The 19655-nt window shown below is 41.5% G+C and carries 11 protein-coding genes; 8 read left to right on the forward strand and 3 right to left on the reverse strand.

Annotated elements, in window-relative coordinates; all coding sequences use genetic code 11:
- Positions 1-72: 72 nt before the first annotated feature.
- Entirely contained in the window at positions 73-1149 is a 1077-nt protein-coding gene (locus ACEN9X_RS18310) for an ATP-binding protein (RefSeq protein ID WP_413666485.1), read from the reverse strand.
- 645 nt (positions 1150-1794) lie between these two features.
- Between ACEN9X_RS18310 and ACEN9X_RS18315 the strand changes: the two genes are divergently transcribed.
- From ACEN9X_RS18315 to ACEN9X_RS18340, 6 genes are all read left to right on the forward strand, one after another.
- A complete protein-coding gene (locus tag ACEN9X_RS18315) occupies positions 1795-3324 on the forward strand; it encodes a glycoside hydrolase family 28 protein (protein ID WP_413666486.1) in 1530 nt (509 codons plus the stop codon).
- Between the two features lie 279 nt (positions 3325-3603).
- Entirely contained in the window at positions 3604-4473 is an 870-nt protein-coding gene (locus ACEN9X_RS18320; RefSeq protein ID WP_413666487.1) for an inositol oxygenase family protein, read from the forward strand.
- Between the two features lie 238 nt (positions 4474-4711).
- A complete protein-coding gene (locus ACEN9X_RS18325; protein ID WP_413666488.1) occupies positions 4712-5308 on the forward strand; it encodes an RNA polymerase sigma factor in 597 nt (198 codons plus the stop codon).
- A 572-nt stretch (positions 5309-5880) separates the two neighbouring features.
- Positions 5881-6885 carry a FecR family protein gene (locus ACEN9X_RS18330; RefSeq protein ID WP_413666489.1) on the forward strand — a complete coding sequence of 335 codons (1005 nt, stop codon included), beginning with the start codon at positions 5881-5883 and terminating at the stop codon, positions 6883-6885.
- Positions 6886-7156: 271 nt separating this feature from the next.
- A complete protein-coding gene (locus ACEN9X_RS18335) occupies positions 7157-10426 on the forward strand; it encodes a SusC/RagA family TonB-linked outer membrane protein (protein WP_413666490.1) in 3270 nt (1089 codons plus the stop codon).
- Positions 10427-10447: 21 nt separating this feature from the next.
- A complete protein-coding gene (locus tag ACEN9X_RS18340; RefSeq protein ID WP_413666491.1) occupies positions 10448-12040 on the forward strand; it encodes a RagB/SusD family nutrient uptake outer membrane protein in 1593 nt (530 codons plus the stop codon).
- A gap of 75 nt (positions 12041-12115) precedes the next feature.
- Here ACEN9X_RS18340 and ACEN9X_RS18345 read toward each other — a convergent pair whose 3' ends face one another.
- Entirely contained in the window at positions 12116-13003 is an 888-nt protein-coding gene (locus ACEN9X_RS18345; protein WP_413666492.1) for an AraC family transcriptional regulator, read from the reverse strand.
- A 127-nt stretch (positions 13004-13130) separates the two neighbouring features.
- On the opposite strand from ACEN9X_RS18345, the gene ppsA reads away from it, so the two are divergent.
- Together ppsA and fbp are read left to right on the forward strand one after the other, a co-directional pair.
- The gene (gene ppsA / locus ACEN9X_RS18350; RefSeq protein ID WP_413666493.1) at positions 13131-15584 is read left to right on the forward strand and encodes a phosphoenolpyruvate synthase; all 2454 of its coding nucleotides are present in this window, start codon (positions 13131-13133) and stop codon (positions 15582-15584) included.
- 76 nt (positions 15585-15660) lie between these two features.
- Positions 15661-16707 carry a class 1 fructose-bisphosphatase gene (gene fbp / locus ACEN9X_RS18355; protein WP_413666494.1) on the forward strand — a complete coding sequence of 349 codons (1047 nt, stop codon included), beginning with the start codon at positions 15661-15663 and terminating at the stop codon, positions 16705-16707.
- A 335-nt stretch (positions 16708-17042) separates the two neighbouring features.
- Here the strand turns inward: fbp and katG are convergent, their stop codons facing one another.
- Positions 17043-19319, reverse strand: coding sequence for a catalase/peroxidase HPI (gene katG / locus ACEN9X_RS18360; RefSeq protein ID WP_413666495.1), 2277 nt, complete (start codon positions 19317-19319; stop codon positions 17043-17045).
- Between the last annotated feature and the right edge of the window lie 336 nt (positions 19320-19655).

The raw sequence follows: 19655 nt of genomic DNA on the forward strand, positions 1-19655 counted from the left end.
TTATCCTGTGAATTTTAGTCCTGGTTTTCCTTTTTGCTTAATGTCATTCTGTTCAATTGCCAAACAGTTCAACTAATTGTATATCATTATCTCGCAAGAGGCGCCTGTTACCGGTGAGTTTGATACAGTCAGTTTACCTCTATATTGTTCTAAAATTTCTTTTGCGCTAATAAGTCCAAGGCCGAAACCGTATGTAATGTCCTGGCCTGCACTTTGATGATGATTTTGGTACTCCATGGCATCCATTGGTTCTGCGGTCATTCTGTTTACTGGATTCGCTATGATCAAACTGGAATGCTTTTCATAATATCTTAATGAAATCTTAATTACACCGTTTTTAGGTGTGTGTATTATAGCATGATCAATTACATTTCTAAAAATTATGTCAAGGGCAAACTGGTCGTAACAGATGATGCCGGGCTCCGGAATTTCAAAAACCAGATTGATTTGCAGGTCGTTTAATATCCTGTTAAATATGTGCCTGCAATTGTTTAAAAAATCCTTCAGTTTAATTTCTTCAGGTTTAAATGTGAATACTTCTCTTTGGCTTTCCATACGTAACCGGGCGGGAGCTACTATGTTTAACAGATGACTCAACTGATCAGTTAATGCCGAAGCAATTTCGCAGATCCTGTTTTTGTTGAGATAATCCATTTGATAACTATCCAGAATTGCTTTAATGTTACCCAATGGCGATTGAATTTCATGCGTAAGTACAGAAAGTAACAGCGTTTTTTGCTGTATTGCATTAACCAGTTTATCGTTTTTCTCTTTTATTCGGCTGATATTAAGCAACGTGATCATTTTTATTGCCCCTACAGCAACGCTATGAAACTCATACCATTTATATGAATTATCAGCACAATATATCCTTGCAGCTAAGCTAAAGTGCTGATCGCCGTTTGCTTTTGCTGTTGTTTTTTTGCTGTTCCAGGCCGCCTGTATTTCCTCCCGGTAAGCCGGGTCAGGATATACTGTTCGCCACCATATTGCACGATTGGGGATGTCATCTATATTATACCCAACCTCGTTATAAAAAGCGCTGTTAAAATAAAGTCTGCTGATATCCACCCTTTCATCATCTATGATAACAGGAGTAATAACCTGATCTACAGCTCTGAGAAATGTATTCCTATTAATATTATTCATAAAAGGTTACGTAAAACCACCCTGGAGGTTAAGTCTATATTTCATATTTAAATAAATCTTATCTCGGTATTTAGCCTACCCGAAATAAGGAAATACTTCAATTACATTTAGCAAAAGAGACAGACAGGGAAAAACAGGCGATGAAATAAAAGAAACATCAGACAAAAAAACAGTTGTGTAGTGCTTATGGCTTATTTAGTATGATTTATCTTCCATTTGTTGTTTTTAAGCACCGTATAAGCAAGAAAACCTTTTGCCTGTATTGGTATAAGCCAGATGCTTTTTGAAAAACGGGTGTTTAACGGCAGCACTTGCCTGTCTAACAACTCTCTGTTCAATGCTCCTTCATAAGATTTTATTTTAGTCTCATTAAGTTTAACAGGAAATCATTTAGCTATAAATTGGAGGTGAGTATAATTTTAGATTAGAAATTAACGTGTTGCAATAACCTCAATTTCAATAACGGTTATTATCATTGTTATTGGCCCTATGTAAACGTTTACGTAAATAAAAGTTTACCGCCGCCGCCAATTAAGTTGAAAGTTTAATAGTTTAGGTGTTTAATGTACAATTAAACGCTTTATTGTTCGTAAGCTTCAATAAGCGATAAACCTGCTTGAATTTTTCTTTTAATAATAACTAATAATGAAAATCCTTCATTTTTTAACGTTGCTTATAACGCCGTTTGCCGGTTATGCTCAGCAAAAAGTATTTAACATTACCGATTATGGCGCCAAAGCCGATGGTGTTACCAATAACACAATCAGTATTCAAAAGGCTATTGATAATGCAAGCGCACAGGGGGGCGGTACAGTATACGTGCCTGCCGGTAAATTTTTGACGGCTTGTATCAGCCTAAAATCAAATGTTACCCTGAACCTTGCCGAAAACGCTGTATTGCTGGGTAGCGCAAAAAGAATTGATTACGGCGAGGGTCATGCAGCTCCATTAATAGCCGCCAATAATTTGCAGCATATTGCCATAACAGGCAAAGGAACAATTGACGGAAACGGCGAAGAGTTGCTGAAAGACGTTTTTGCTATGCTGAAAGCGGGTAAATTAAGGGATTCGTTATGGCAAAAGCAAAACCCCTGGGGGCAAACTCAGCCCGAGGAACCCAACCGGCCCAAATTGATCCATTTTTCAAATTGTACAGATGTGCTGATAAAAGGTGTAACCATGAAAAATGGCCTGGTGTGGGTACAGGATTATACCAAATGCCGCGACCTGGTAATTGACAGTATTAAAGTAGAAAGCAATACGTATTGGAATAACGATGGTATTGATTTGGTTGATTGCCAAAACGTAAAGCTTACCAACAGTTTTTTTAACGCCGATGATGATGGCATCTGCTTAAAATCAAGCGACAGGAACAGCAGCTGCGAAAATATTTATGTGGCAAACTGTACCACCAGGTCAAGCGCAAGCGGCATCAAATTTGGAACGGCCTCAAGGGGCGGTTTTAAAAAGATCACCATAAAGGACGTGAAAATTTACGATACCTACCGGTCGGCCATTGCGCTGGAGTGTGTTGATGGCGGGGTGATGGAAGATATTGATATCAGCAACATTAACGCAGTAAATACGGGCAATGCCATTTTTATTCGCCTCGGTCACCGTAATAAAGATGCTGTAGTGAGCAGCATTAACGGCATCCATATCAGCAATGTAACGGTAGATGTACCTAAAGGCAAACCCGATAAAGGCTACCCGATGGAAGGGCCTTTAGTTAAAGGAAACCATAATATATTTCCTTCGTCAATTACCGGTTTGCCGGGGCATCCTGTTAAAAATGTAGTGCTCGAAAACATTAAGATAGTATATCATGGCGATGCCAGCAAAGCTGTAGCCAATGTCAGCCTTGATTCGTTAACAAAGATTCCCGAAAATCCACGTGACTATCCCGAATTTTCCATGTTTGGCGAACTACCTGCCTGGGGCTTTTACACACGCCATGCCGAAGGTGTAACGTTTAAAAATGTAACCCTTAGCTGCCCGGGGAAGGATTTCAGAGCGGCTGGTGTGTTTCATGATGTTGATGGGTTAACCATTAATGGCCTTAAAATACCGCAGGTTAAATCGCTGCCGGTGCTTGTGTTTGATGGTGTGACTAAATTTTCGGTTAAAGGCATTCAGATTCCCGGAATAAGTAAAAATAAGATCCTTAAGAGGTAGCTTTATTTCACATAAAGAATCAATCCTGCTAAAACAATTTAATGAGCTTCAGTCTTGTATATTAGGCTTTTAGCTTTAAAATAACTTAATCGTTTACGTAAATAAATATCGCATTTAATACAAAAGCTCCGTTTTTTTTATCAAAATTTAATCATTATAAAACTAAGACGGTACGCTTAAGTGCAGTTCCAATTTTAAATATAAGCTCAATACTTAACTGTTATTTCCTGGTATTGGGTTTCAATATAAAGTGCTTATTATTTAATAAAGGTTTACGATATGGAAAAGTTAACTGAAAAAGAGATATCACCATTGCCGAGTCTTGATGTATGGGAAGATGATGTATTAAACAGGTACCCCGAGCCGGGAACCGAGAAAGCCAAAGAGGAGTTTAGGGTTTATAACGACGATGAAAATAACCCGGTGCGGGAGTTTTACAGGCTTAACCATACTTATCAAACCTATGGCAACGTATTGGCCAAAAAGGCAAACTTTTTACAGTTTGATAAAAAAGAAATGCCATGGTGGTCGGCAATGGAATACCTGAACACGCTGGTTGATGAATCAGACCCGGATATTTCGCTTGATCAGCTGCAGCATTTACTGCAAACATCTGAGGCTATCCGCGCCGATGGCCATCCGGACTGGTTTGTATTAACTGGTTTTATACATGATTTAGGTAAAGTGCTTTGCCTTTTCGGCGAACCGCAATGGAATGTAGTGGGCGACACGTTCCCGGTAGGCTGCAAGTTTTCGGATAAGATAGTTTACCCGGAATTTTTTGCCGCAAATCCTGATAGCTACGATGAGCGCTACAATACCAAGTATGGTGTTTATACCCACCAATGCGGGCTCGAAAATGTGCATATGTCATGGGGGCATGATGAGTACCTGTACCACATTACCAAAGATTACCTGCCTGAAGAAGCGCTGTATATGATCCGTTATCACTCTTTTTATTCGCAGCACCGCGAAAAGGCGTACGATCATTTGCTCAACGCCCACGATCAGGAGATGTTTAAATGGGTTGATAAATTTAATCCGTACGATTTGTACTCCAAAAGCCCGAAACCGCCGGTAGTATCCGAATTAAAGCCTTATTATGAGGATTTGATTGCCAAATACCTGCCCGCAACAGTTAAATTGTAATTTAAAGGGCGATAATTTAGCCCGTATATATTGGTCATCCCAATTACCTGTTTAGCCCGGGCTGTAAAAAAATATAGCCCGGGTCGAACTTTAAAAAAGGCATAAGCCTCCTTAACCAATTACTGAAATAAAATTATCAATGGTGCAGCCATGGTTGTTTCTGTTGGTATAAAAATAGTTGTGTTTTTAACAATAATTCCTGTATATTGATCCATGAATAAATAATTACCAGGCTTTTATGAACTCAAATGGAGATAAAGATTTAGTGTTTCGCTTACACGATGATGACATCGGTGCATTTGATATGCTTTATCATGAATATCATCAGGCCATTTATCGTAACGTGTTTAAACTCACCAAAGATGATGATACAGCCCGGGATATTTTGCAGGATGTATTTGTTGCCTTATGGGAAAAACGCGCCGATATTAACCCGGATCAGTCTGTAAGCGGTTGGCTGTTTGTGTTAAGCTTTAACAAATCCATCTCCTATCTCCGCAAAAAAGTACGCGAAACCGCTGTTGTTAATACCATGCCTTTTTCTGAGATGGAGGCCGGGAGCGGCGATGTACAGTTAGTAGATGAGCAATATTATTTATTACAACAGGCTATCAATCAACTCTCGCCACAGCGAAAAAAGGTATTTACTTTGTGCAAGTTGGAAGGAAAAACCTACGAAGAGGCCGCCGAAAAATTAAACTTATCTAAGCATACCGTTAAAGAGTACCTTGGCCATGCAGTTGTGGCTGTTAAAAATCATATAAAGGAGCATCAGGCCGAGTGGAAAACTGCAGGGGTTACGCTGGTTTGTTACTGGATAGGGATGAATCAATAACAGACTATTTACTTTCAGATACTTTTTAAGCGATAAATGCACATTTATCGCTTTTGTTGTTTTATGTAGTCCATGCATTGTTTTTGGTTGGTGTGTTTTAGAAATTCCCCTCTCGGGAGTAGGGCTGTTGCATTCTAATATATAGCTGCAAGTTCAAGCGTCTTTCGCTTGAATTATTGCTCAAGTAAGCGTCCACGCTTACTTTTCTGATATTGTTACGTGAGCGTGGACGCTCAAAAAAAGCCAACACTCGAGCGTGGACGCTCGACCGTGCGATTTTTAAAGCATATTGAATTAGAATGCAACAGCCCTGCTCTTGAAAGGGGGCGCGGAGGAACAAGTGGTAGCAGGTGTGTGTCTGCTATAAGATTATCCGCGCAGAAACACACCCCCTCCGCCCTCAGGAGGGGAATCGCACAATCCAGCGCTTTTTCCTTAAGCAAAGTGCTATGGTTATAATACCGACCACAAGCAAAAACACCAACCCAAAACAAAATTTTATTTTTTTAAAAAAAAGCATAAACCCATCCCCCCGTTTTAAAGCTCCCGGCGTATTTATATAAAAACAGCTTGTGGAAACTATAGTCAAACGCTTAGAAAGGCTTTATAATACCGAGAGTTTAACTCCTGAAGACAGGCGCTGGCTTGCCGAATACCTGCAGGGAGATGTTTCAGAATTATACCTTGTGGCGCTTGAAGGTTTTAGTAAAGATGCTTTGGAAAAAAAGATAACCCTGAGTAATGAGGCATCTGACCAAATACTTAACAATATCCATCAGCGTATAATAAAGCCTCCTCCACGCAAAATATTCCCCCTTGGGAGGTTGCTGTTAAAAGTTGCAGTAGCTGCATCTGTAACAGCCTTTTTTTGTGCAGGTTATATATTCAGAAAGCAGTTGGACAATTGGCTGAATCCGGTTCACTACCAGGAAACGGTAGCACTGAATGGCGAAATCAAACTGATCACTTTGCCCGATGGTACAACTATTTGCCTTAACGCCGGCAGTCGTTTAAAGTACCCGGATAAGTTTAAAGAGAAAACGAGGGAGGTTACACTTACAGGTGAGGCTTTTTTTAAAGTAGCCCACGATAGCAGCAAGCCGTTTATCATCCATTCGGGTAAAATTAAAACTACCGTTTTAGGTACCAGCTTTAATGTTAAAGCTTATACGGAAGATAAATCGGTTAAGATAACAGTGGTAAGCGGAAAAGTAGGGGTTATACCAATAGCCTCAAAACATCAGGCTGTATTGCTTACATCAAATATGCAAATGGTGTATAACAAAACCAGCCAGACACTGCTTACCGAAAAAATTGATGATGCTTCGTCAGTGATTAGCTGGCAGCAAGGCAAGCTGCAATACCATAACACACCGCTGTTTGATGTTTTGGCTGATGTTCAGCGAAAATATAACGTAGAGATCAGGGCTGATAAAAATTTACTGAACTGCACATTATACGCCGACTTTAATAATATGCCATTAGAAAAAGTATTAAAGCTGACTGAAGCCCTTATTAATGCCCATTTTAAAAAAGATGGCAATGCTTATACTTTAAAAGGCAAAGGCTGTAATTAATGTGCCTGATATACCAATTATATAACTGCAAATAAATTGTTTGACAACCTAAAAATGAAATTGCTATGAGTTGAACCCAGGAAAAAGAGAAATGATCCTCCAAAATGGCCGGGCCAGTTTTGGAGGAATAAAATGTAAAGATTTTTTAATGGATCATGCACAGGGCCTCTCACAACCGCAGCACGTTCCAGCTTGACCTATAACACTTTAATATAGCAAAAATATGAAAATAAACATACCCGAAAGAGTCTTTCGAGCCATAACATTTGTTATGAAAATTAATGCCATCATTTTATTAGTAGTCTGTTCCCTGTCAACCATTGCCATGGCTGATAATTCATACGGACAAAGTGTACTGGAAAAGCCAGTCACCCTTAAATTAAAAAACACTCCGCTTTCTGACGCATTGGAACGGATTTCGGCAAATACCGGCGTACGGATCATGTATACAGGGAATAACATTGAAAGCGATGTGAAAGTTACCCTCACAGCCCGTAACGAAAAGCTGCAGGCTGTTTTGAAAAAAGTTTTATTAGATAACCAATTTACCTATACGGAAGTTGAGGGAAGTTTATTGGTTAAGCCCGCACCAAAACCTCCGGTAGAAAAAAAGATTGAGCTTCCTCCGCCTGTTATTGTTACTGGATCTGTTGTAGATGATAAAGGACAGCCTTTAATAGGTGTTTCTGTTAAAATAGAAGGCCTTTCGACAGGTGCGGTAACCGATATAGATGGTAAATTCAGGGTGCAGGTTGCTAATGAAAAAGCTGTGCTGGTATTTTCTTACATAGGCTTTGAAACCCAAAAAATAGCCGTAGGTAAACAAACATCTTTAAAAGTTACATTGCTGCCATCGGCTAATTCATTATCTACTGTTGTAGTAGTTGGCTATGGTACTACCAGTAAAAAGGAACTAACCAGCGCTATCGCAACGGTAAAGGCCGAACAGTTTAACGCCGGTGTAGTAGCAACCCCTGCCGACTTATTGGAAGGTAAGGTAGCAGGCTTAAACATCACCAACGACGGCAACCCTAACGGTAAGGCTTCTGTAACATTGCGTGGCCCGTCGTCATTAAGAGCGGGGGCAGCATCTGTACCTTTTTATGTAATTGATGGTGTACCGGGTGCCGATTTTAATTTGCTGGCACCATCTGATATTGCTTCGATAGATGTGTTGAAAGATGCTTCGGCAGCAGCAATTTACGGTAGCAGGGCTACTAACGGTGTAATCATCGTTACTACTAAAAAAGCTAAAGCCGGGCAGTTAAGATTAACCTATAACGGATATGGATCATTCGAGAAAATATCTAACCAGTTTAAGGTAGCCAGTGCCGACCAGTTAAGGGCTTATGTAAAAGCTAACGGACAAAGCTTTACGCCGGCAAATGATAATGGCGGAAATACCGACTGGCAAAAAGCCGTTGAACGCAGCACCGGATTCTCTCAAAACCATAACCTCTCTTTCGGCGGCGGTACCGACAAGACTACCTATAACGGAAGTATCAACTACCTGCAAAATCAGGGTATTGTTAAAAGCAGTGATATGAAGCGTGTTATAGGCAGGCTTAACATCACTCAAAAAGCACTGAATGATAAACTGAAACTGGACTTTTCATTAAGCAATTCGGTAACCAATGCCAATTTGTTAGTTAACGATATTCCGCTGTCATCGGCAAACGGACAAAGCCCGGGCCTGTTTAAGTCGATAGTTCAGTATTTGCCAACACGCACCATTTATAACCCTGATGGTACTTTTTACAACGATCCTACTTTAAAATTGGGTTATAACCCGGTAGGGCTTATCACTAACGATAGCTACAAACAAAAAGTTAACTTATTGCTGGGCAATGTACGCGGTGAGTTGATACTGCCTGCAGGCTTGCTTTATAATTTTAACTTAGCTTACCAGGAAACAAATACTGATAATAATACTTACTACAATTCGGCATCAGAGCTTGCGCCTGGTTTGGGCGGTAAAGCTATCCGTTCAACTTATGAGGACAACAAAAAATTGTTTGAAAACTATTTGACCTATGCTCATAAATGGAACGATAAACACGATTTTAAAGCTTTAGTTGGTTATTCGATAGATCAAACCGAAACTGGCAATGGCTTTCAATCAACCAACCAGGGTTTTGTATCAGATGCTACAGGTTCAAATAACCTTGGTTTAGGTACGCCTACCGGTAACTACCGTGTTGACTATGGCAATGTTAACGATGTAACTTTACGCTTAATATCTTTTTACTCGCGCCTTAATTACAGCTATGCAGGTAAATATCTTTTACAGGCATCCTTACGTCGTGACGGTTCAAACGCCTTTGGTACTAACAAACGCTGGGGCTATTTCCCCGCTGCTTCGGCTGCATGGCGTATAATTGACGAGGGCTTTATGAAATCTCAAACCTTGTTTGACGATTTGAAATTGCGGGTAGGCTATGGTAAAACAGGTAACTCATTAGGCTTCTCGCCTTATACGCCTTTAACGCTTTATGGCACTACCGGCAGCTTTTATTACAATGGCTCATATATTGGTGCTGTAGGCGTTACTCAAAACCCAAATCCAAATTTACAATGGGAAAATACCGCAACGTTAAACGGTGGTTTTGATTTTTCCTTATTTAAAGGACGATTAAGCGGCTCTTTTGATATCTACAATAAAAAAACAAGTAACATGATCACCGCGGTGCCGGTATCGCTGATCAATAACTTTGTTGGTACTACGGTTGAAAACGTAGGCAGTATGACCAACAAGGGTGTGGAGATTTCTCTTAACGGAACACCGGTAAAAACAAAGGATTTTACCTGGAGCAGCTACGGAAACATTTCATTTAATAAAAACAAGATTACCGCATTAGCACCAAACCTTTCAAAAATCTATGCAGGTGATCCTGAAGGTCCCGGACAAAGCGGTATACAGGTATCTATTATCGAGGCCGGTTATCCGCTCGGCGAGTTTTACACTTTGAAGTATCTTGGCCGCACCAATGGCGTATCTACTTTCATGGGTGCAAATGGCCAGCCAACAACAACCCCTCAAAGTACCGATCAAACTTATGCCGGTAATGCGCAGCCAACTTACACGTTTGGTTTTGGCAATGATTTCACTTACAAAAACTTTAGCCTTAATTTCTTTTTCCGAGGCCAGGGCGGTAACAAGATCATGAACGCATCATTGGCAAGCTTTAACCAGCCTACCCAGGCTTCGGCGCATGGCGTGCCAACATTAACCCTAAGCGAACCTGGTAATGATGTTAACGCAAATTTATATTCAACACGTTATCTCGAAAGCGGTGCCTTTATCAGGTTAAGCAATGCTACGCTGTCATACAAAATAAATGTTCCGGGCAATTATGTACATGGTATCAGGTTGTATGTTACCGGTACCAATTTATTTATCATCACCAAATACAAAGGCGTGGATCCTGAGTTGAACCTAAATATTGATAACCAGTCGAGCGGCCAGTTTATAGGGGTAGACAGCAATAATTTTTATCCAAAAACAAGGAGCTTCCTTGCCGGTGTACAAGTTGATTTATAATAGATTTTTAACCTAACAGACATGAATAATTTAAAAAGATATATAAAACCTGGCCTTATTGCCACGTTTATTGGAGCAATTTACCTTTCGGGTTGTACAAAGTTGGATATTACGCCAAAATCGGCGCTTACAACTGCTAATTTCCCTACTACACCTGCGCAATACGTCGCTGCCACAGGGCCTATTTATACCGCGTTCCGTGGTGCGCCCGGCAGGCAATACTGGCTGTTACAAAACTTAAGTACCGACGAATGTGTTTTGGTTGCACGCGGTGGTAACTGGCTCGACGGCGGTACCTATTCAACCGTAAACCTGCACACCGTTACGCCCGATAACGGCATGATCGAGACCTGCTGGTCGGGAGGGTATAGCACTATCAGCTTATGTAACCAGGTACTGTCGTTATTAGCACCTACGCCCGAAAGCGATTCAAAAAAACAAACCATTGCCGAAATTAAAACCATGCGTGCCCTGTCATACTTTTACCTGATGGACCTGTTTGGTAACGTACCTATCAGCAAAACCTTTGGCGATACTACTAATCTGGGCACACAATCAAGGGCTACAGTATTCGCGTTTGTTGAAAGTGAACTACTTGCGCAGATTCCTGACCTGAGCGGTACAGCGGGGGTAGCCACATACGGCAGGCCAACCAAAGGTTTAGCTTATGCCATACTTGCCAAGATGTATTTGAACGCACAGTACTACATTGGCACACCAAGGTACCAGGATGCTGTTACGATGTGCGATAATGTGATAAAAAGCGGTCAGTATGGTTTAGATGCAGATTATTTAGGCATGTTTAAACCTAATAACGGCCCGGGTGTTAAAGACTTTATTTTTGCCATACCTTATGACGGTATTTTGGCGCAGGGACAGTACTATGCCCGCTGGACACTGAATCCTAACCTGAAAAATAAGTATAAAATGCCATATACGCCCGATGGGCCTGTGTATACTTACAAAGACTATTATGCTTTGTTCAACGATGCAAATGATATCCGCAAAAAGCAATTTTTAGTAGGTAAGCAGTACAATAATGATGGCTCTCCAATATTAATAACAACAACTAATATCGGGCTGGATGCAAGCTACTCGGGCCCTAACCCAAATGCTACTGTAGTACATCAATTGGAGTTTACACCTGATATAGTATGGAAAAATCCTGCAACTTTTGATATCGGTAACGATGAGCTTGCCAACGAAGAAGGATACAGGAACAATAAATTTTATCCGGACAGCTTAAGTAACGATCGTAACCAGGGCAACGATGTGCCTATGTTCAGGTATGCCGATATTTTGCTGGAAAAAGCCGAAGCTATTTTACGCGGTGCATCAGCAACCAATGGCGATTCACCTTTATCATTAGTGAACCAGGTACGGGCACGTGCAAAAGCTTCGCCTTTAACTGCTGTAACACTATCTGATATATTGGATGAGCGTGGTCGCGAGTTCTCTATGGAAACATGGCGCCGTAATGACCTGATCCGTTTTGGTCAGTTTGAAAAACCATGGGGCATAAAAACAGATGCTAATCCTAATAAACGAATTTTCCCGATCCCAAGACCGGAAATGCAGTTGAACCCGAAACTGGTACAAAATCCGGGTTATTGATTTAATTACTATTATTTATTTAACAAATGCAGGACCTAAAAAGCCTGCTTTTGTTTTTTAAGGGCTTTAATGATCTTAAAACTCCCTGAATTTCCGCCGGTATTCCATTGGGGTGTTGCCGGTAGCTAACTTAAAATACCTGTTAAAGTTTGAAAGGTTGTTAAACCCCGAATCCCGGCTGATTGAATTTATATTTTCGTTGGTTTCCCTGATCAGTTTACACGAGTTTTCTATTCTTACGGTCAGTAAAAAATCAAAGTAGGTTTGGCCGGTACGTAATTTAAAATAGTGGCAAAATGCTTTCGGCACCATGTGTATAATGTTCGCTATGTCTTTAAGTTTAATATCCTTGTAAAAATTGTCCATAGTATACAGGTAGATCTTTGTTAATCGCACCTCATCTATCCTGTTGAAGATCTTTTTTTCAGCTTCACCTGCCAGATTGGAGATTTGCTCCCCTTCAGCAATTTTATTTAATAGCTGCAGCAATAAAGGAAGCTGCTCATGTTTAGCCGAATTTTCTATCTGGCGGATAAAGTCAACTGCTATAGCTTTAGAATTTTCATTGATCAGTAACCCATTTTTAGCACTGTTTAAAAGATTGTTTATCAGATTGTTTTCTGGGAGTAACATGAAAGTGCTTCCTAATTTATTAGGATCGAAATGAAGTGTAAGCAGTTGTAGCGGTTTAGGGATTTTACCACTTTTCATGGAGTAATCATAATAACGATTGGTTTCAAACTTGAACATATGGGGTACATTACAGCCAATCATGATCATGGTATCTTCCGAAATTCTTTTTGAGGTATTTCCTATCGAAAAAGTTCCCTCTCCACTTATTATATAAATCAGTTCCAGTTCGGGATGGTTGTGGAAATTATTAATGGCATGGTAAGTATTTGCTTCGGCTAATGTAAAAGCTGAATGGTCAACCTTTAAAACCTGCTCAAAGAAATCTTTCATTTATACTATAGTGATATAAAAAAGTAAAAATAGATAATATGTTATGAATATAGTATTACTTGTTGTGAATATTTAGGCATTGAGCAGTTCGTTATGCGGCTAACTTCGTTTTTATAAAATATGAGCCATGAAGGAAAAGAGATTTACTATGAAACTTATTGACGCTTCAATAAGTGACATTGAGTTAGTAGGAGGCAAGAATGCATCGCTTGGAGAAATGATGCAGAACATCTCGCAATTTGGGATTGATATTCCTGACGGATTTATCATAACAAGCAAAGCCTACTACCAGTTCATTGCAGATAATCAGCTTGATAAACAGATCAGGGACATTCTTGGAAATAAAGATCTGTTGGATTTGCAGGTTCTGTTGTCCTGTGGTGATAAAATAAGAACGCTTATCCAAAACGGCCGATTTTCCGCTGCTATGGAACATGAGATTGTTGAGGCTTATAAAGAGTTATCAATTCAGTATAAAAATCATTTCGCCGATGTTGCAGTTCGGTCATCGGCCACTGCAGAGGACCTGCCAGATGCCTCGTTTGCAGGCCAGCAGGATACCTATTTAAATATAAGAGGAGAAGAGAACTTATTAACAGCCGTAAAAAATTGCTTCGCCTCATTATTCACCGATAGGGCAATCAGTTACCGGGAATCGTTTAATTATGATCATTTTAATGTGGGCCTATCTGTTTGTGTTCAAAAAATGGTGCGCTCAGATAAAGGCATCTCGGGGGTTGCGTTTTCATTGGATACCGAAAGCGGTTTTAAGGATGCCGTTATCATTAACGGATCGTACGGGCTGGGCGAAATGATAGTGCAGGGATCAGTTAACCCCGACGAATTTATTGTTTATAAGCCGCTGCTAAAAAGCGGTTTCAGGCCCATCCTTGAAAAAAAGTTAGGCAAAAAACATAAAAAGATGATTTACGGCAATTCCGGAGAAGAGGCTGTAAGAGTTGTTAATACTCCCGTAGAGGAAAGCTCAAGATTTTGTTTGTCAGATGATCAGATCATTCAGCTGAGCAACTGGGTAATTATTATTGAAGCCTACTACACCAAATTGAAAGGCAAATGGTGCCCTATGGATATTGAGTGGGCGGTAGATGGTATCAGCGGCCGGTTGTTTATAGTACAGGCAAGGCCCGAAACTATCCATTCACGCAAGCAAGTAAACCTGCTTACCGAATTCTGTATCAATGATCCGGACAGAGCAGACAGGGTGCTGCTGAAAGGCATTGCTGTTGGCGATAAAATTGCGACGGGCAAAGTTCATAATCTCACTGGTATCGGAAAACAAAATATCCACGAAATAAACTTTGTGCCCGGCGATATCATGGTTACTGATATGACCGACCCTGATTGGGAGCCGGTAATGAAAAAAGCATCGGCCATCATCACTAATAAAGGCGGTCGGACCTGTCATGCCGCCATCGTTGCCCGGGAGTTGGGTGTTCCGGCTATAGTTGGCTGCGAGTGCGCTACCGCTCTGTTGAAAACCGGCGACGAAATAACCGCTTCATGCGCAGAAGGAGACGCCGGAATTATATACAGCGGCATAGTGGCATTTACTAAGCGGGAGCATGATTTGAATGATCTGCCCGACATTGAAACCCCATTAATGATGAACATCGGATCGCCTGAAATAGCATTTAATTACGCGCATTACCCAGGGAAGGGCGTGGGCCTGGCAAGGGAAGAATTTATCATCAATAACTATATAAAAATTCACCCGCTGGCCCTGCTCGAACATAGAAGCCTGAATGATGCTTCATTAACCGCTCATATTGAGGAAGCTATGCTGGGTTATGATAGTGAAGAAGCCTTTTTTATCGAAAAGCTATCACACGGGATAGCAAAGATAGCCGCCGCATTTTATCCCAATAAGGTAATAGTACGTTTCTCGGATTTTAAAACCAATGAATACTACAATATGCCCGGTGGTAAATATTTTGAGCCAAACGAAGAAAATCCGATGATTGGCTGGAGAGGCGCGTCCAGGTATTATTCAAAAGTGTATAAGGAAGCCTTTGGAATGGAATGTAAGGCTATTTTAAAGGTGCGCGAAATGATGGGCCTTGATAATGTTGTTGTGATGATCCCGTTTTGCCGCACGGTGAATGAGCTTTTATTGGTATACGAAACCATGAACGAGTACGGCCTGAAGCGCGGTGAAAACGGCCTCGAAGTTTACCTGATGGCCGAAGTACCATCCAATGTGATTTTGGCCGAGCAGTTTGCCGATTATGTTGATGGTTTTTCAATTGGCTCTAATGACCTCACCCAACTTGTATTGGGGCTCGACCGTGATTCATCCTTAGTAGCCGGTTTGTATAACGAGCGCAATGATGCGGTGAAATTTATGATCTCATCGTTGATAAAAACAGCAAAGAGGAAAGGTATAAAAGTGGGGATCTGCGGACAAGGGCCATCTGATTATCCTGATTTTGCCCAGTTCCTGGTAGAAGAGGGGATTGACAGTATCTCCGTTACGCCCGATTCGTTTTTTAAAACAGTGATGGCTATCAGGAAGATAGAAGATGAAATTGAAGAGGCAAAACGGTTGTGCCTATCTGCCTGATACAAGAAATTTATTAACTAATGCTAAAGCCGCTACTCAATCCGGGTAGCGGTACTAATCTTAAAATTTTATTTATATGAAAGCGGTAAAAACTTTAGGCCAATTTATCATTGAAAAACAGGCGGAATTTCCATATGCCAAAGGCGAGCTATCCAGGTTATTGAGAGATATAGGGATTGCGGCAAAGGTTGTTAACAGGGAGGTTAACCGGGCAGGACTGGCTGACCTTACCCTCGATAACGGGTCCATAAATATACAGGGCGAAAACCAGAAAAAACTGGATGTTTATGCTAACGAGCAATTTATCCTGGCTTTGCAGCAGGGCGGCGAATGCTGTGTGGTGGTATCTGAAGAAAGTGACGAATATATTGACATCGACAGTGAGATCTCGAAAAATGCCAAATATATTGTAGCGATAGACCCTTTGGATGGCTCCTCTAACATCGATGTAAATGTCAGCGTAGGCTCCATTTTCTCCATCTATCGCAGAAAAACAACAGATGGAAGGGCGTCAATTAAAGATGTTTTGCAAAGGGGCTCGGAGCAGGTGGCAGCAGGGTACGTAATTTATGGTTCATCAACCATGCTGGTTTACACTACCGGCAAAGGGGTAAACGGTTTTACGTTAGATCCTTCGCTGGGTGAGTTTTGCCTCTCGCACCCCAAAATGCGGATCCCTGATGATGGGATTATCTATTCTATAAACGAAGGTTATTACTCTCATTTTCCTGATGGTGTAAAGAAATATATTAAATACTGCCAGGTGGAGGATGTAACAACAAACAGGCCATTTAAAGCAAGATACATTGGGTCGATGGTGGCCGATTTACACCGGAATATGATAAAAGGTGGGATCTTTATTTACCCGGCCAACGCAAGCGATCCGAAAGGGAAACTGCGTTTAATTTATGAGTGTAACCCCATGGCGTTTATCATTGAACAGGCCGGAGGCAAAGCCAGCAACGGATACGAACGCATTTTGGACCTGGAGGTTACCGAACTTCATCAGCGTACAGGGATTTTTATCGGCTCAAAAAATATGGTAAACAAGGCCGAAGAGATGATGAGGCGCTTTTCGCCAATTACAACCAATGTTGATTATAGTTATATGGAACTGATATAACTCGAACATGCATAAAAAAGAGGCTGTGTCGTAAATCAAATTTACTGCCCTTGGTGTTGTTTCGCCTGTGAATTGAAATTTGGCCGATAATATTTATACAAAAAGGGGGTTAACACATTTTTCGCATAAAAAACATTCAATTGATTGATTATAAGTTATATATGTAAATATTAACGCTAAATTCTGTTAACCCTGTTAACTCCCTTTTTGTCAGTAGAGTTAACCTCAAATTATATATCGCTTAAGTATCCGAATAAATCAAAAAAAGGCTGTATCAAGATTATGATACAGCCTTAGTGGTGTTTATAAACTAACGTTATGCTTGTGTGTAATGCTTAAACCAGATCAAACCTGTCGAGGTTGATTACTTTTGTCCAGGCGGCTACAAAGTCTTTAACAAATTTGTCTTGTCCGTCGGTGCTTCCGTAAACTTCGGCAATAGCTCTTAATTCAGCATTAGAGCCAAATACAAGATCGGCGCGGGTTGCTGTCCATTTTACTGCGCCGGTAGCGCGGTCGCTGCCTTCGTAAAGTTCCCTGTCGGCAGATATTGCTTTCCATGCAGTGCCCATATCAAGCAGGTTTACAAAGAAATCGTTGCTAAGCACACCTTCACGTGAGGTAAATACGCCATGCTTCGAGCCGTCAAAATTAATGTTCAAAACGCGCAAGCCTCCCAATAACACTGTTAATTCAGGTGCTGTCAGGCTAAGTAAATGTGCTTTATCAATCAGCAATTCTTCTGTAGAAACCGGATGTTTTGTTTTACGGTAATTGCGGAAACCGTCTGCCGCCGGTTCCAGATATCCAAATGATTCTACATCGGTTTCCTCCTGTGAAGCATCAGTACGGCCAGGAGCGAACGGAACGGTGACATCGTGTCCGCCATCGTTAGCGGCTTTTTCAACAGCCGCAGTTCCCGCCAGTGCGATCAAATCGGCCAGTGACACCTTTTTACCATCCTTTTGAGCGCCGTTGAAATCTTTTTGGATGCCTTCAAGCACGTTCAATACCTTTTGTAGCTGTGTAGGATTATTTGCCTGCCAGTATCTTTGCGGGGCCAGGCGAATGCGGCCACCGTTTATGCCACCGCGTTTATCGGTACCACGGAAAGTAGAGGCAGAAGCCCATGTTGTTGAAACCAACTCGGATATGCTTAAGCCAGATGATAAAATCTTTCCTTTTAAAGCAGTAATGTCGCTTTCAACTATTGGGGCATAATCGGCAGCAGGAATAGGGTCTTGCCAAAGCAGTACTTCTTCAGGTACGTCGGCGCCAAGATAACGCACCCTTGGCCCCATATCGCGGTGTGTTAATTTAAACCATGCGCGCGCAAAAGCATCGGCAAACTGATCCGGGTTTTCCAGGAAGCGTCTTGATACTTTTTCATAGGCAGGGTCAAACCTTAATGCAAGGTCGGTAGTGAGCATGGTTGGTAAATGCTTTTTTGAAGCATCGTAAGCATCGGGGATAATGGGCTCTGCATTTTTAGCTACCCATTGATGAGCGCCCGCAGGGCTTTTGGTTAATTCCCACTCAAAGCCAAACAGGTTCTCGAAAAAGTTATTGCTCCATTTGGTTGGCGTTGTGGTCCAGGTTACTTCAAGGCCGCTGGTTATGGTATCGGCGCCTTTACCCGAGCCATAAGCATTATGCCAGCCAAAGCCCTGTGCTCCAATGTCAGATGCTTCGGGCTCTTTACCTACATTATCAGCAGATGCCGCACCGTGGGTTTTGCCGAAGGTATGGCCACCTGCAATTAATGCAACGGTCTCTTCATCATTCATGGCCATGCGGCCAAATGTATCACGGATATCTTTTGCAGCCATAACCGGGTCGGGATTGCCGTCTGGCCCTTCAGGGTTTACGTAAATCAGCCCCATTTGCACGGCAGCAAGCGGTTTTTCGAGGTTGCGTGTATGAATATCGCCATCGGCATCATCGTCAGATACCAGTACACCATGGCCTTCCTGTACGCCCGGCGAACCATGTGCATAACGCACGTCTCCGCCAAGCCAGGTAGTTTCCGAACCCCAGTATACGGATTCATCTGCTTCCCAGGCATCTTCACGTCCACCGGCAAAACCGAAAGTCTTAAAACCCATTGACTCAAGAGCGATGTTTCCGGCAAGGATCATCAGATCGGCCCATGAAATTTTGCGGCCATACTTTTGTTTAATGGGCCAAAGCAGCCTGCGGGCTTTATCAAGGCTCACGTTATCGGGCCAGCTGTTGAGCGGCGCAAAACGTTGTAAGCCCGCTCCGGCACCGCCGCGGCCATCACCTACACGATAGGTACCTGCGCTGTGCCAGGCCATGCGGATAAACAAACCGCCATAGTGGCCGAAATCAGCCGGCCACCAATCCTGCGAGTCGGTCATGAGCGCATGAAGGTCTTTTTTTACAGCTTCAAGGTCGAGGCTTTTAAAGGCTTCGGCGTAATTAAAGCTTTCATCCATGGGGTTTGATAATGAAGAGTGCTGACGCAGGATGTTTAGCTTTAACTGGTTAGGCCACCAATTGTGGTTACGTGTACCGCCGCCGCCAACATTGTGCTTCATTGTGCCGTTGTGAAACGGGCATTTACTGATGTCATTTGATCCGTTTTCCATAATTATATTTATATATTGAATAGGCTGCTTAATCCCCTGGTTGGGTATTAAGTTTTATAAAATTATGATGTTAACTTCAACAATCACAATCAATTAATTCTATAAGCTGATAGCTAAAAACTATAACAGGATTAAATGACACTGAATCGTTAAAATGGAAGGAGAAATGCCATTTATGGAGACAAAAACCGGCAAGTAACTTTAATTTTACCTTAGTTAATAGGTAAAAAACACTTTTCTAATCAATTTTTAATCTTTTTGTTAACGAATTGTTTAGTTTTGTAATAACCTTAATCTTATCAATGGTGAAAAAATATATCCCATCCTGCAACGATA

Origin of the sequence: Mucilaginibacter sp. Mucisp86 (assembly GCF_047324315.1) — a bacterium.
Lineage (GTDB): Bacteria > Bacteroidota > Bacteroidia > Sphingobacteriales > Sphingobacteriaceae > Mucilaginibacter.

Coding starts and splice junctions, on each gene's coding strand:
- ACEN9X_RS18310 (WP_413666485.1), bottom strand. CDS start 1,149: ATGAATAATATTAATAGGAATACATTTCTCAGAGCTGTAGATCAGGTT.
- ACEN9X_RS18315 (WP_413666486.1), top strand. CDS start 1,795: ATGAAAATCCTTCATTTTTTAACGTTGCTTATAACGCCGTTTGCCGGT.
- ACEN9X_RS18320 (WP_413666487.1), top strand. CDS start 3,604: ATGGAAAAGTTAACTGAAAAAGAGATATCACCATTGCCGAGTCTTGAT.
- ACEN9X_RS18325 (WP_413666488.1), top strand. CDS start 4,712: ATGAACTCAAATGGAGATAAAGATTTAGTGTTTCGCTTACACGATGAT.
- ACEN9X_RS18335 (WP_413666490.1), top strand. CDS start 7,157: ATGAAAATTAATGCCATCATTTTATTAGTAGTCTGTTCCCTGTCAACC.
- ACEN9X_RS18340 (WP_413666491.1), top strand. CDS start 10,448: ATGAATAATTTAAAAAGATATATAAAACCTGGCCTTATTGCCACGTTT.
- ACEN9X_RS18345 (WP_413666492.1), bottom strand. CDS start 13,003: ATGAAAGATTTCTTTGAGCAGGTTTTAAAGGTTGACCATTCAGCTTTT.
- ppsA (WP_413666493.1), top strand. CDS start 13,131: ATGAAGGAAAAGAGATTTACTATGAAACTTATTGACGCTTCAATAAGT.
- fbp (WP_413666494.1), top strand. CDS start 15,661: ATGAAAGCGGTAAAAACTTTAGGCCAATTTATCATTGAAAAACAGGCG.
- katG (WP_413666495.1), bottom strand. CDS start 19,319: ATGGAAAACGGATCAAATGACATCAGTAAATGCCCGTTTCACAACGGC.